Origin of the sequence: Microcoleus sp. S1D4, assembly GCF_036700765.1 — a bacterium.
Classification (GTDB): domain Bacteria; phylum Cyanobacteriota; class Cyanobacteriia; order Cyanobacteriales; family Microcoleaceae; genus Microcoleus.
Window position 1 is genome coordinate 17,637 of sequence record NZ_JAUBPP010000013.1, and the last position, 15,599, is coordinate 33,235.

Consider the following 15,599-nt stretch of genomic DNA (forward strand, 5'->3'; position numbering starts at 1 on the left):
TTGGAGTATTCGTAAGATGTATCGTTAAAAGTTGTGTTTATTGACAATGACCCAGTTTTTCGGGTGCGTCGATCGCTCAATTGTCGATATTTTTTAGGGATTTTGTATAACGACACACCCTACGACTATTCAATCACCAATTCCCAATTCTAAAATCTAAAATCTAAAATCGTATTATCTTTGCCGCATGGGAATCTCGATCGCAAATTCAGTTCCCTCACCAGGCGCCGAAATGCAGCGCAGCGCGCCCCTGTGTCTTTCCACCACAATCTGATAAGAGATAGACAATCCCAAACCAGTACCTTTACCTACTGGTTTATTCGTAAAAAACGGGTCAAATATCCGAGATTTTACAGACTCTGCCATTCCCGCGCCGTTATCTGAAATGGCGATCGCCACCCAATTGTTCTCCAAAACCTCCGTGCGAATCCGAATCAAAGGTAATGCGTCACAATCCAAAGGTAAATTCGTAGAATTTTGCCGTTGGACATCCGTTGGACTAGGCAATTCCCACTTTCTATTTCTCACACTTGCCAAAGCATCAATGGCATTACTTAATATATTCATAAACACTTGATTTAACTGTCCGGCGTAGCATTCTACTTGTGGCAGCGTCCCATATTCTTTAATTATTTCAATCGGGCGATTTCTACCATTTTCTTTAAATTTGTGTTGCAAAATTAATAGCGCGCTGTCAATTCCTTCGTGAATATCAACACGCTTAATATCGGATTCTTCCAGGCGGGCAAAGTTGCGTAAAGACAGAACAATTTCACGAATGCGATCGGCTCCAGTTTGAATAGAAGTCAGCAGGGGCGGAAAATCCTCTTTCATAAATTCGATTTCTATTTCTTCAGCCAAATTCGCGATCGCAGCAACAGGTTCCGGGTAATGTTCTTGATACAAACTACACAATTGTAGCAAATTATTCGCATACAGGCTCGCGTGAATAATATTACCGTAAATAAAACTGACAGGATTATTAATTTCGTGAGCAATTCCCGCGACTAGCTGTCCCAAACTAGACATTTTTTCCGCATGAATTAGTTGAGCTTGAGTTTTTCCTAATTGTTTCAATGTTTGCTCTAATTGGGTATTTTTATCTTTTAATTGAGATTCGGCTTGTTTGCGCTTAGTAATATTGCGAGCAATAACGATCGCCTGATTGGAGTTAAGAGGTAGCAATCTAGCTTCATAAGTTTCTTCTCCTGCCGGCATGGGTAGGGAATACTCTAGATCAACCGGTGTTCCGTTTTCGGAAACCTCAAGCATTGCCAGATTGAACTGGCTGGCGACGGTAGCCGGCAATATATCTGCCATTCGTTTGCCCATAAAATACTCAGAATTTAGGTACAAATCCGCTGAATTTCCTGATAAGTAATCCAAAATAATGCCGTCAGTATTGAGGCGGAAATACAAATCGGGCAGGGCCAGAAAAACAGCTTCTAACTCGGAAGTTTTTTGGCGCAATGCTTCTTGGGCGTAATAGCGATCGCTAATATCCAAAATCACCCCGTCCAAACAGAAAACGCTCCCATCTGCGTCGAACACGGGAGAACCTTTATCCCACACCCATTTAACGGTGCCATCTGCTGCTAACAAGCGGTATTCCAAATTATAAGACTGTTTGCTTTCTATTGATTGCCAAATTGTTGCTTCTACTTTTGCCAAATCTTCCGGGTAAATAATACTAGCAAAAGTCCGGCTTCCCATCTCCAAAGGCAAAAGAAAATCCGCAGCCGGGTAGCCCGAAAGCAAGTAAACGGCATCGCTAATAAAACTTGTAGAAAAATCGCATTCCCAGCGATAAACAACTCCGGGAATATTAGCTACTAAAGATCGAAATCTTGATTCACTTCTACGCAAAGCTGCTTCCGATTCATAGCGTTCTGTAATGTCGTGAGTGAAACCTAGAACTGCAAATATATTACCTTCTGCGTCGCGCAGAGGGACTTTTTGGGTGTCTAAAATATGTACTGAACCATCAGCAACAGTTGCCGCATCGCAGGGATTGTGGATGATTTCGCCAGCTAGTGCAGCAGAGTCGTCTGTGCGGAATCCTCGGATATTTTGTGCGGAATTCCCAAATACTAGCTCTTCTGAAAATCCTAAATCTAAATCGGATTTTCCAATAATTTCTTCGACTGTTTTGCCGATAGATTGAGCTAAACTTTTGTTGGCTAAGATATAGCGAAATTCTTTGTTTTTGGCAAAAATCCAGTCACTGGTTGTGTCTATTACTGTGCGAAGCAGTTCTTCGGAACGTTCAGTTTGTGTTAAAGCTATTTGTAGTTCTAATTCGAGGCACTTGCGAGTTGTAATATTTTCAAAAGCAACGCCGACGCAGTTGTTAGGTAATGGAAAAGCTTTAATAGAAAAAGCGCGAGTTATTTTGCCGGATTCATCGCAGTCAATATCTTCAACTTCTACGGCTTTTTGGCCGATAATTACCGAAGCAAATGCTTGGGGAATATTTTTCGATCGCAAATGAGGAAAAATTTCGTCAATTGTCATGCCCAAAACGTCGGCCATTTCTAACCCCGTAAACCTGGTAGCAGCGGGATTGGAGGCGATCGCCCTTAATGTACTATCATCCTCTATATCTTCCAAATGATAGACGTACAAACCAATCTGCATATTCTCCACTATTTGGTCATAGAGGCGCACGCTTTCGTCTACCTGCCTGCGTTCAGTAATATCTTCTGTAATACCCAACACGTACTGAGGATGCCCCTGAGCGTCGAGAATTGGCACTTTGCGGGTGTGCAGTATTCTCATACCTTTGTGGCGAGTTTGGATCGGCTCTTCGGCTATTTCTTTAACCGTAGATTGGTTGCGATGAGCTGTCAATATTTCCCTATCTTGAGCCGCAAAAACATCAGCTTGTTCTTTGGGATAAATATCGTAGTCATTTTTGCCGATCGCCTCTTGAGAGGTAACACCTGCGATCGCTTCCCCGGCCTTATTCCACAGCACAAATTTTAGCGAAGAAGCATCTTTAGCAAAAACTCCCACGGGCAGATTTTCTACTACGGAATTGAGGAACCCTTTAGCGGATTTTAATTCAGCTTCTGCGCGCTTGCGTTCGATGCCTAAAGCTATGACATCGGCAACGGATGCTAAAGTTTCTTGAAATGGTGCTGTCAGCGGCTTGAAACTGATAATTACCATGACTCCCACCAGCCTTTCTTCGACTATTAAGGGGTAGCCGGCGAAGGTAAAAATCTGCTGGGGAATTTGGCAATTTGCCGGATTTTGGCGGCTGTTCATAATTGCTAATTCGGAACTGAATAACCCTGTTGCTTCGGATTTTTCTTCTGGAAGTCCAAAATTCTTCAGTTCAAATCCGCAGTCAAATTGCGGTTTTTGCTGTTGGGCGATCGAGTTAACCTTACTTGCAATAAAGCTAGCCCGATCGCCTGTGCGGCTGTAGATTCCAGAGGCTGCTTGCAACTCCCAAATATTGGATTGAGAGTTTAAAGTCCAAATTTCAGCGGAGGCGACATCAATATTTCGCACCATTGCGTCGCAGCAAGGAAGCAGGATATCTTGAGGGTGTTTGGTGAGGGCAATACCGACATCGGCTACCATTGCTGTGAGGCGAGAAGCTTGGGCTTTTTCTGCTTCCAACCGTTTGCGATCTGTGATGTCTTCCACCAAAGAAAGTACGGTAAAAGAGTCGCCGCTGCGAATAATTGAGTTGAACCAGCGACACCAAATAACTTGTCCGCTTTTAGTTTTATTTTGATTGATGGAAATATTGCCATTCCCAGAGGCTAGTTCTAGTTCGATCGCACTTACAGCCTCTCGATCTTCCTCGCAAACCAAATCCAAATCGCCAAATTGCTTGCCCAGCATATCATCCGATGTCCAGCCAAAGATTTCTTGGGCGCGTTTCGACCACTGAACGATCCGAAAATTTTCATCCCAGCCTACCATTGCCAGGGGACTGTTAGCTGCATTCAACCACAGTAAATGATTCGATCGGCGCAACTGCTGAGTTTTCTCTTGCTGCCAGCGGTAGTGCCTGGTGATATCCCTACCGACACCCAAAACCCGCATCTGGTTGCTAGAGGCATCCACCGCTGGCGTGTAAGCCGTTTCGTAAATTTTAATTCCGCCGTCTGCCGCCCTCACCTCGTGAATGGCCAGCTTTTTTTCCCCTGTGATAAATACTTGTTGCAGGCAGGAATCAATCTGCGAGATTATGTTTTTGAGAGCAGAATTATTGGGATATAATTGCAATAATTCTTGGTTAGTTTTGTTGACTATTTCAGCAGGCTCCAATCCCATCCAAGCAGCAGCAACGGGATTGATGTATAGGTAGTTTTGCTGTCGATCGCACTCTAGGAAAGCATCAACAGAGTTAGAGAAAAAAGACTGTAACGAGTTGATAACTTCCTGCATGGGTATTTTGCGATCGCTTGCAAGTAAAGCTTTAAATTTTTCCTAAAATTAGTTTAACTCACTCAAATATTTTTGCATACTTTATATTTGCGGTTCCCGGTGCAATTTTCGGCGCAACCCTCTAGGATACAATAATTTTTAGGAAATAGTATTTTTATGAATATAACTTAATTAGAACAGATGTTCTTTTTTTAAAGCAAGACGCATTGGATAGAAAAGGGAGGGGGATAGAAAAGGGAGATGGGGAGAGGGGGAGAGGGGGAGAGTGGGAGATGGGGAGAGGGGGAGATTGGGAGATTGGGGAGATTGGGAGAGTGGGAGAGTGGGAGATTGGGGAGAGGGGGAGATTGGGAGATTGGGGAGATTGGAGAGATTGCCCAAGAGAGAGAGATGCGGTTTTTGGGAAAAATCTTAGTCTATCGATAGCGTCAGGTGCGCGAGGCGCACCCTACAGACGCTACAGAGGGCTTTTTTGTCTCAAAAGCCACCAATCAGCAGGCAGTTTTTAGCCGCAAACTCACGACTAATGACTAATGAGTGATGACTAATGACTGATGACTACATCATGCCCATGCCGCCCATGCCGCCCATGCCGCCCATGCCACCCATGCCGCCCATGCCGCCCATGCCGCCCATGCCGCCCATGTCGCCCATGTCGCCGCCGGCTTTTTTCTTCTCGGGTTTTTCGACAATCACAGCTTCGGTGGTTAACACCATGCCAGCAATGGAACCGGCATTCTGTAAAGCCGATCGCACAACCTTAGCCGGATCGATAATCCCGGCGGCAATCATATCTTCGTACACGTCGGTGAGAGCATTGTAGCCAATGTTCAACTCGCTCGCGCGCACTCGCTCGATCGCGATCGAACCTTCAACGCCCGCATTATCAGCGATTTGACGCAAAGGAGCTTCCAAAGCCTTCGCAACCAAGTCAGCGCCTACTTGTTCTTCAGCGTCTAAAGTGTTTTTGATTGCATCTATTTTGGTAATCAGGTGAATCAGCGTCGTGCCGCCTCCTGCGACGATGCCTTCTTCCACAGCAGCTTTAGTAGCGTTGAGAGCATCTTCAATGCGAAGTTTGCGGTCTTTGAGCTCGGTTTCGGTAGCTGCGCCTACTTTAATTACAGCGATACCGCCAGCTAGTTTGGCAATGCGTTCGCTCAATTTTTCTTGATCGTAATCGGAATCCGTCGCTGCTAGTTGCTTGCGAATTTGCTCGATCCGTGTTTGCACGTCAGCTTTGTGTTCATCGCCAGCGACAATGATCGTGTTTTCTTTGTCGATCGTAATTTTGCGGGCGGTACCGAGCATTTCTAGTGTTGCGGTATCAATGCTGAGTCCGACTTCTTCGGAAATCAGTTGACCGCCAGTCAGAACGGCGATATCTTGTAGCATAGCCTTGCGTCGATCGCCAAAACCAGGAGATTTGGTAGCTGCGACGTTCAACACGCCACGAGCTTTGTTGATGACCAAAGTTGCCAAAGCTTCGCCTTCAATATCTTCGGCGATAATTAGCAGGGGTTGACCGGTGCGGGCGACTTTTTCGAGAACCGGAATTAATTCTTGAATGGAGTTAATTTTTTTGTCGGTGATCAGGATGCGAGCATTTTCATACTCAACTTCCATGCGATCGCTATTGGTGACAAAATACGGCGAAAGATATCCGCGATCGTACTGCATCCCTTCGACAACTTCCAATTCTGTTAACAGAGATTTCGACTCTTCAACAGTAATTACGCCGTCTTTGGTGACTTTTTCCATTGCTTGCGCGATCATCGCGCCTACTTCTTCGTCGTTACCGGCGGAGACAGTGGCGACCTGAGCAATGGCCGCGCCTTCGACTGGTTTCGCCAATTTTTCGATTTCTTTGACCAAATGGGCGATCGTTTTGTCAATACCCCGGCGCAGGGCGACTGGATTTGCGCCTGCTGCGACGTTCTTCAAACCTTCGCGAATCAGAGATTGAGCGATCACCGTGGCGGTTGTAGTGCCGTCGCCTGCGATATCTTTAGTTTTGGAGGCGACTTCTTGAATTAAGCGAGCGCCGGCATTTTCCAGGGGGTCTTCGAGTTCGATTTCCCTAGCAACGGTGATACCGTCGTTAACGATTTGAGGAGCACCGTATTTTTTTTCTAATAGGACGTTCCGGCCTTTCGGGCCCAAGGTGATGCGGACTGCATCGGCGAGTTGATTTACCCCGCGTTCTAGTGCCCGCCTAGATTTGTCGCTAAATGCAACTATTTTGGTCATGTTTGTCTCCTTTGGCTTACATAGCAAATTTAGCACTCTCTGAGTCTGAGTGCTAAGCCGATCGATTTTTGATTGTAGCGCACCCCAGCTTTCTAGGGGATGGGCGAGGCGGATTGGGGATGGCGGGCGAGGAGTGCGGGTGGCTCAGGACACGGCACTGTGGTGTCTCCACGGATATAATGTGGTTTGTGTCATTTCGCGCGATCGGCTTTTGTCTCAAGTCCAATCCCAATTTTGATAGCCAGTCATCCCAAAGCACAATTTTCATTCAAAAAATTCTTAACTTCGATCGATCGTCTAGCTTAGGATAGAGCTTCCTTCTAGCTTCTTTTTACCTTGAGCAAAGCCTTTCATGCCTTCTTCCTAATGACAACTACCAACTGACAACTACCAACTGACAACTAAGAGGACGGGCACGCACCATCCACCGCCCCTACCAACTGACAACTAAGAGGGCGGGCACGGGGCACCGCCCCTACCAACTGACAACTGACAACTAACAACTAACAACTGACAACTGACAACTAACAACTGACAACTGACAACTGACAACTAACAACTAACAACTGACAACTGACAACTGACAACTAACAACTGACAACTGACAACTGACAACTGACAACTAACAACTGACAACTGACTTAACATAATGGCTCGTTATTCTCGACTACAAAAACTCGGTTCTTATATGCGCCCCCATTGGAAACCCGCATTCTGGGGCGTTTTCTCGCTATTAATTGTCAATGCTGTGGGCGTTTACATTCCCCTGCTGATTCGGAATGCCATTGACACTCTCCAAGTTGCAACTAAATTTGACCAAGTTTTCAACTACGTGCTCCTAATTCTGCTCCTCGCCTCAATTATGTGGGGAATTCGGATGGTGTCGCGGATTTTGCTGTTTGGCGTGGGCCGTCAAGTTGAATTTGACCTCAAACAGCAAATATTTAATCATTTATTAACATTAGAACCGTCTTATTTTGCTGTTAATACAGTAGGGGATTTAATTAACCGGGCTACTTCCGATTTAGACAACATTCGCCGCTTGGTGGGGTTTGCGGTGCTGAGTTTGGCGAATACAGCTTTTGCCTATGCTTTGACTTTGCCAGTGATGCTGGGAATTGATGTACGGCTGACGCTGTTGGCGATCGCAGTTTATCCTGTAATGCTAGTTTTGGTGCAGTTATTTAGCGACAAACTTCGCATCCAGCAATTAGCCGTACAAGAAGAACTATCGGCAATGAGCGATTTGATTCAAGAAGATATGAGCGGCATTTCCGTAATTAAAATCTACGCTCAAGAAGAAAACGAACGCCGCGCCTTTCGCAATTCTAACGCCCAATTGCTATCAGCAAATTTGGAACTCGCAAAAACCAGAAACTTTCTTTTTCCACTGCTGGGCGGTTTGGCAAGCATCAGCTTGTTAGTGCTGCTTTCTGCTGGCGGCGGCGCAATTGCTAAGGGCGAAATTAGCATCGGCGATTTTGTGGCGCTGCTGATTTACGTCGAGCGTTTGGTGTTTCCGACAGCGCTGTTGGGTTTCACAATTACGGCTTACCAGCGTGGAGAAGTCAGTGTCGATCGCATCGAATCAATTCTGACTGTGGAAGCGCAAATTAAGGATGCTGCAGGTGCAGTTGAAATACCAACTCCAGTAATCGGCGAAATTGCTGCCAGCAACTTAAATTATACTTATCCCGGTGCTAATACACCCGCGCTCAAGAATGTCAATTTTACCATAAAACCGGGGGAAACAGTCGCAGTTGTTGGGGCGATCGGCTCTGGAAAATCAACCTTAGCTAACGCACTGCCGCGCTTGCTAGATATCGATCCGGGTGAATTATTTTTGGACGGGCATGATATTACCGAAGTGAAGTTGAACCAATTGCGCGGGGCGATCGCCTACGTGCCCCAAGAAAGCTTTTTGTTCGGCACTACCATCAAGAATAACATCCGCTACGGCAATCCCTTAGCAGAACAGCCCGAAGTTGAATCAGCAGCCAAACAAGCGCAAATTCACCCCGAAATCCTCAACTTTCCGCAGCAATACAAAACAGTTGTCGGCGAACGCGGCATTACCTTATCCGGCGGACAGCGGCAGCGGACAGCATTAGCCAGAGCCTTATTAGTTGACGCTCCCGTGCTAATTTTGGACGACGCTCTTTCCAGCGTAGACAATCAAACAGCTACCGATATTCTGCATAACTTGGCAACAGGAACCGATCGCAAAACAGTGATTTTCATCTCGCATCAGATGTCCGCTGCTGCTACAGCCGATCGCATTTTCGTCATGGAAAAAGGAGAAATAGTCCAAAGTGGCACTCACGCAGAATTAGTAGGACAACCAGGGCTTTATCAGTATCTGTGGAACCAGCAAAAACTAGAAGAATTGCTGCATTGACTTGTACCCGTGTCCAACAGGTTTGTACTAAATACTTTACCAATTCCAATCCTCTGGAAAGTGTTTATACAAATTCTCCATAAAGCTGCACTAAAATATTAGAGACTCCAGCCAAAAGTGCAAAAATATGGGGAGAGCATCTCAATGAATGCAAAAAACAATTTCTTTACAGTGTTTTCCCCCTCTCGCGAGTGTTGGATGGCGAGTGGGGAAAGCACGCATTAAATCAAAACTGAGATGCTCCCAATCGACCATTAAGCAGATTGGGCGTAGAATTAAAATATCGGGCGCTCAATGGAACCGCAACAATATCTCTCAAGTTCTCAAGCATCGCTGCTCTTATCTTAATCTGGCTTTTGCCTGAGTATTTCTACTTATTTCATAGCTGAGATGCTCCCAACCATTTCCACCCCCTTTTTAAGATTCACGGGGACTGAAGTCCCTCGCGTCGTTTCCTTCTCAGGAGTAAGTGCGATTAGTTTCCCACTTACCGTATTTCTTTTATGAAGGCTTCTGCGTAAGCTTTGCGTTATGTAGCAAGGGCGTTCATTGTAAGGCCACGGGCACCGAGTTTTATGCGAAGTGTCTGATCAGCGCTTTTCGCGATCGAAGAAGGTAAAAGTTTTTGTGGTTAAAATCCAGCCGCTTAGAATTGAACAACGGTCAGCCAACTTTGATCTAAACTCAGAAGGGTTCCAGGGTTGATTGCACTTTAGTCAACAGACATTGATTATCTACCGAGAGATTAAAGACCGCTAAGGTGATGGGGCAGCATTGGGTAATCTGCGAAATGTTTACACTTCCCTAGGCAACTATGCCAAGGTGATTGAATACTATCAGCAATCGTTGACCATCGCCCGTAACGTTCATAACTGCCAAAGATGGAGAGCAAAACATGATTAAACTCCCTGGAATTAAAGTTTTAGCCCAAATTTACGAAAGTGACAATTCTGTTGTCTATCGAGGGATTCGAGAACAAGATCGCAAAGCAGTAATTCTCAAAGTTCTGAAACAAGACTACCCCACCCCCTCTGAACTAACTCGATATAAGCAGGAATATGAAATCACTCGCAATCTGAACATAGAGGGTGTGGTTAAATCTTATGCCTTAAAACCTTATCAAAGAACTCTGGTCATTATCTTAGAGGATTTTGGCGCATCATCCTTAAGCCAATTATTCAAGGATTCTGTAGATGCAGGGCATATTTTATCTCTCGCAAAATTCCTCAAATTAGCCATCCAAACAGCCGAGATATTGGGCGCGATTCACGCTGCCCATATTATTCATAAAGATATTAATCCTGCCAACATCGTCTTTAACCCAGAAACAGAAATTATCAAAATCATTGACTTTGGTATCTCCACTCAATTAACCCGCGAAAATCCTACGCTGAAAAATCCCAATGTTTTAGAAGGCACTTTAGCCTATATGTCACCGGAGCAAACGGGACGAATGAATCGTTCTTTAGATTACCGCACTGACTTTTACTCTCTCGGCGTTACCTTCTACGAACTCCTTACGGGACAGTTACCTTTTGAAAGTACCGATGCGTTGGAACTGGTGCATTGTCATATCGCCAAACAGCCAATACCCCCTCATCTTTTAGCAGGAGGAGAGGGGGAGAGAGGGAAACCGGGAGAACCTTGTCCTCAAGCCGTTTCGGATATTGTCATGAAGCTGATGGCGAAAATGGCAGAGGAACGATATCAAAGTACCTGGGGACTCAAAGCTGATTTAGAAGAATGTCTCTTTCAGTTACAAGCTAATGGGACTATAGCAGATTTCCCTCTCGGTTCTAAGGATATTTCCGACAAGTTTCAAATTCCCCAAAAGCTTTACGGAAGAGAGTCAGAAGTTGAAACCTTGCTAACAGCATTTGACCGAGTGAGTCAAGGCACAACTGAAATGATGCTAGTTGCAGGTTATTCCGGCATCGGTAAATCAGTATTGGTGGCAGAAGTTCATAAACCCATCACTCAAAAGCGCGGCTATTTCACCTCCGGAAAATTTGACCAGTTTCAGCGCAATATTCCCTACTCAGCCGTTGTCAGTGCTTTCGCCGGATTGATGCGCCAACTGTTAACGGAAAGCGAAGCACAACTAAACCTTTGGCGAGAAAAACTCCTTGCTGCTTTTAGCTCCAATGGACAGGTGATTGTTGAAGTGATTCCTGAAGTGGAACTAATTATAGGCAAGCAACCCCCCGTGCCGGAATTAAGCCCCACTGAGTCCCAGAATCGCTTTAATCTGGTCTTCCAAAACTTCATTCGGGCATTTTGTGCAAAAGAGCATCCCTTGGTCATCTTTCTGGACGATTTGCAGTGGGCAGACTCCGCAACGCTCAAGTTAATCGAACTGATGATGACGGATACGGATACACAATATTTATTTCTAATTGGGGCGTATAGAGATAACGAAGTCAACCCCACTCATCCTTTGATGATGACTCTTGAGGGGCTACGGAATCTTGGGGCAACTCTCAACTTTATTACCTTAGCACCGTTAGAATTAGAACATATCAATCAGTTAATTGCTGATACATTGCATAGCGACAATAAGTCAGTAAATCTTTTAGCAGAACTGGTTCAGCGGAAAACAATTGGCAATCCATTCTTTGCCAATCAATTTCTGAAAACCCTGCACGCCGAAAACTTAATAACTTTTGATTTTCAGCGTCACGCCTTTGTGTGGGATATTTCAAACATTGAGGCACAGGACATTACTGATAATGTAGTGGAGTTGATGATTGGCAACTTGAAGAAACTGCCAGAATCCACACAGCAAGTTTTACGCTTGGCAGCTTGTGTCGGGGCTTCTTTTGATTTAACCACTATCTCTATTGTTTGTGAAAAATCAAAAGAGGCAGTTTTCCCCGATCTGGTGACGGCAATTCAATCTGGATTGATTTTGCCCACCTCTGAGTTAGATACTCAACTGTTAATTCAGGATTACAAGTTTTTGCACGATCGAGTTCAACAAGCAGGCTATGCCTTGATTGATGAAGCGCAAAAAACAGCAGTCCACTTACAAATTGGTCGGCTACTATTGGAGAATACAGATCCGGAAGCCGTATCAGAGGAGATATTTGAAATCGTCGATCACCTCAATTTAGGCGTCGAACTTGTGACCGATCGAGCGGAACAAGATAAAATTGCCCAACTAAATTTGATGGCAGGCAAAAAAGCTAAAGCTGCAACAGCGTATGTGGCAGCCGTTGACTATTTGAATACAGGACTAAACCTGATAAATAATGTAGATAGTTGGCAGAGTAACTATGACTTAACTTTAGCGCTACACGAAGAAGCCACAGAAGCAGCATATCTCAATGGCGACTTTCCAAAGATGGAAGACCTGGCAGAAGAAGTATTAAATCGTGCTAAAACTGTGCTGGATAAAGTAAAAGTTTATGATGTAAAAATTCAAGCCGCTGGTGCACAAAGTAAAATAAAAGAAGGAATTCAAATTAGCCTTATAGCACTGACACAGTTAGGGATAAGCTTACCAGAATATCCGAGCCAGTGGGATGTTCAAAGAGGACTCGAAACAACGGCTTCATTGGTTGGCAATCGAGACATTGAAGATTTAATTAACCTACCTTTAATGATTGAACCGGATAAGCAGGCAGCCCTACTTATCTTTTCGAGTATAGCTGCTAGTGCTTTAACATCTGCGCCAGCACTGTATATACTTATGATGTGCGAACAGGTGAATTTATCTATCAAATATGGTAATTCACGTTGGTCTGCATTTGTTTATGTTAGTTACGGATTAATTTTGTGTGGGGTAGTTCAAGACATTGATTCTGGTTATAGTTTTGGTAGATTGAGTTTAAAGTTACTTGAGTTGCTAGATATCAAAGACATCAAGTGTAAGACATTGCTGGTGTTTGGAGGCTTCATAATCCATTGGAAAAAGCATTTCAAGGAAACACTGCCTATTCTGATTGATTCCTATCAAAGCGGGATGGAAATGGGAGATTTTGAATATGCTGGCTACGCGGCATTTTTAAATAGCTATCATTCATATTTTATCGGTCACCAACTTACTGATATAGAACAAAAAATATCGAATTATAGTAAAGCCATTAGTCAAATAAGGCGGGAAAGACCCTTTAATTGGATCTCAATATTTTTGCAGGCAGTTCGTAACTTACTGGGCCAGGAAGAGAACCCCACTTTATTAAGTGGTGATGCTTACAATGAAGAGCTAGCACTCCCCCTTGCCCTTGAAATAAATGACAGAATAGAGTTGCACTACTTATATCTAAATAAGATTATCCTCTGTTATTTATTTGGTGATTATCGTCAAGCTGCACAAAATGCTGTTTTGGCAGAACAGTATTTAGATGCTGTGACAGCATTGATGGCTGTGTCGCTTTTCCATTTCTATGATTCTCTAGCTCATTTGAGCGTATTTACGAATGCTTTAAATTCTGAAAAAGAAGCTTTGCTTAATCGGATTAACACTAACCAGGAAAGGATGAAATATTGGGCATCTCATGCTCCGATGAATCATCTACATAAATTTTATTTAGTGGAGGCAGAGCGCTATCGGGTTCTCGGTCAATATATGGAGGCAATGGACTATTACGACAAGGCTATTGCCGGAGCTAAAGAGAATGAATACCTCAACGAAGAAGCCCTAGCTTACGAACTTGCCGGGAAATTTTACCTCGCATTGGGCAAAGAAATAATTGCCCGAACTTACATCAGTGAAGCTCATTACGCCTACACTCGCTGGGGAGCGTTAGCAAAGGTCAAGGATTTAGAAACAAAATACCCGCAGCTACTGAGTCAATCATCATCGCGCCCCCATATTACTTCCACGCGCACGACGACAACTACCAGTACCACAACTGGCTCTCAGTCAGGGGCAGCTTTGGATTTAGCCACAGTGATGAAAGCATCACTCGCGATTTCCGGTGAAATTGTCCTCGATAAGTTACTCGCTTCCTTGATGAAGATTCTGATCGAGAATGCCGGAGCGCAAAAGGGCTTTTTGATTCTGGAAAAGAAGGGAAAATTGCTGATTGAAGCTGAGGGTTCTGTGGATGAAGATGGCGTGACTGTGTTGCAGTCAATCCCCATCCAGTCTGTAGGGGAACCAGGGGATAAACTTTTAATTTCTCATATAATTGTTAACTATGTAGCTCGCACGCAGAAAAGTGTAGTCTTGAACGATGCTGCTAATGACCCTAAATTTGCTCATTCCCCCTATATCAAAGTACATAAGCCTAAATCAATTTTGTGCTTCCCTCTCCAACATCAAGGTAAACTGGCAGGAATTATCTATTTAGAAAATAATCTAACCACAGAGGCTTTTACTTCCGATCGCATAGAACTCTTAAATCTGCTTTCCGCTCAAGCAGCAATTTCCATTGAAAATGCCAGTCTCTACAATAATCTCACCGAACTCAATCAGGCTTTTGAGCGCTTCGTCCCCCGTCAATTCCTCCAAATTTTGGATAAAGAGAGCATTCTTGATGTTAAATTAGGCGACCAAGTTCAACAGGATATGTCGGTACTATTTTCCGATATTCGCGACTTCACAACTTTGTCGGAAAGTATGAACCCTCAAGACAATTTCAAATTTATTAATGCCTATTTGTCTCAAATGGAACCCGCCATTATCGAAAATCAGGGGTTTATTGATAAATATATTGGCGATGCAATTATGGCTCTATTTAGTGGTGAGGCAGATAATGCAGTGAAAGCAGGAATTGATATGCTGCATCGTCTTACCGAATATAATCAACATCGCACCGCTTCTGGATACGTGCCGATTAAGATTGGTATTGGCATCAATACAGGTTCTTTAATACTCGGTACGGTTGGGGGAAAAAACCGGATGGATAGCACGGTGATTAGTGATGCCGTGAATTTAGCCTCGCGGATAGAAAGCTTGACTAAACAATATGGAATTTCGATGTTAATTAGTAACTACACTTTCCAGTCTTTGTCAGATTCTAACCAGTATGCTATCCGTCTGATCGATCGCGTAAAAGTTAAGGGAAAATCAAAAGCGGTATCGATGTTTGAAGTTTTCGATGCGGATCCGCCTGAGACTTATGACGGCAAACTAGACACAAGAACGCGATTTGAAGAAGCTTTGATACTCTACCATTGGCATAATCTTAAAGATGCTGAACGATTATTTGCTGAGTGCTTGCACGGCAATCCTACAGATAAAGTCGCTCGAATTTATCAACAGCGCTGCACTCAACGCGATCGGGATTAAGGATGCGTTAGCTCAAAAAGAGGCTGGAGCGCTAAACAGGATCGGGCTAGTTGAATTGTTGAGTACGCAAAAACTCAGTTACTGAGCCAAAACTTCTTTTAATAAGCCAAATGGCTACCAACTTAAGGCGGGAGAAGATTAAGAAAAAAGCAGAGAAGGGATGAGGGATGTGGTCAAAAGCTGTTGGTAGATGCGATCGCTCCAAGCGTCCCCAAGCCAAAGTGAGCTTCCCTAACTTCTAGGGTAATTGCTCAACCCCCTTGGCAAGAAGACGATATATAGCAATCCTAAATCATTTTCAATAAC

The 15,599-nt window shown here is 44.2% G+C and carries 5 protein-coding genes and 1 pseudogene; 4 read left to right on the plus strand and 2 right to left on the minus strand.

Annotated elements, in window-relative coordinates:
• Positions 1–174: 174 nt before the first annotated feature.
• Complete coding sequence (locus tag QT998_RS15170) at positions 175–4,407, minus strand: PAS domain S-box protein (RefSeq protein WP_333118254.1); 4,233 nt, start codon at positions 4,405–4,407, stop codon at positions 175–177.
• Between the two features lie 558 nt (positions 4,408–4,965).
• Positions 4,966–6,657: a chaperonin GroEL gene (gene groL, locus QT998_RS15175; protein WP_333093329.1), complete on the minus strand. Its 1,692-nt coding sequence runs from the start codon at positions 6,655–6,657 to the stop codon at positions 4,966–4,968.
• A 649-nt stretch (positions 6,658–7,306) separates the two neighbouring features.
• On the opposite strand from groL, the gene QT998_RS15180 reads away from it, so the two are divergent.
• From QT998_RS15180 to QT998_RS15190, 4 genes and pseudogenes are all read left to right on the plus strand, one after another.
• Complete coding sequence (locus QT998_RS15180) at positions 7,307–9,055, plus strand: ABC transporter ATP-binding protein (RefSeq protein WP_333093331.1); 1,749 nt, start codon at positions 7,307–7,309, stop codon at positions 9,053–9,055.
• 244 nt (positions 9,056–9,299) lie between these two features.
• Positions 9,300–9,419 (plus strand): annotated as a pseudogene (locus QT998_RS15185) (ISKra4 family transposase); the annotation flags it as partial.
• Positions 9,420–9,829: 410 nt separating this feature from the next.
• The gene (locus QT998_RS27530; protein ID WP_442921979.1) at positions 9,830–9,958 is read left to right on the plus strand and encodes a tetratricopeptide repeat protein; all 129 of its coding nucleotides are present in this window, start codon (positions 9,830–9,832) and stop codon (positions 9,956–9,958) included.
• Positions 9,951–15,293 carry an AAA family ATPase gene (locus QT998_RS15190; RefSeq protein ID WP_333118257.1) on the plus strand — a complete coding sequence of 1,781 codons (5,343 nt, stop codon included), beginning with the start codon at positions 9,951–9,953 and terminating at the stop codon, positions 15,291–15,293. Before QT998_RS27530 ends, QT998_RS15190 begins: the two co-directional genes overlap by 8 nt.
• Positions 15,294–15,599: the final 306 nt, after the last annotated feature.

Coding starts and splice junctions, on each gene's coding strand:
- QT998_RS15170 (WP_333118254.1), bottom strand. CDS start 4,407: ATGCAGGAAGTTATCAACTCGTTACAGTCTTTTTTCTCTAACTCTGTT.
- QT998_RS15180 (WP_333093331.1), top strand. CDS start 7,307: ATGGCTCGTTATTCTCGACTACAAAAACTCGGTTCTTATATGCGCCCC.
- QT998_RS15190 (WP_333118257.1), top strand. CDS start 9,951: ATGATTAAACTCCCTGGAATTAAAGTTTTAGCCCAAATTTACGAAAGT.
- groL (WP_333093329.1), bottom strand. CDS start 6,657: ATGACCAAAATAGTTGCATTTAGCGACAAATCTAGGCGGGCACTAGAA.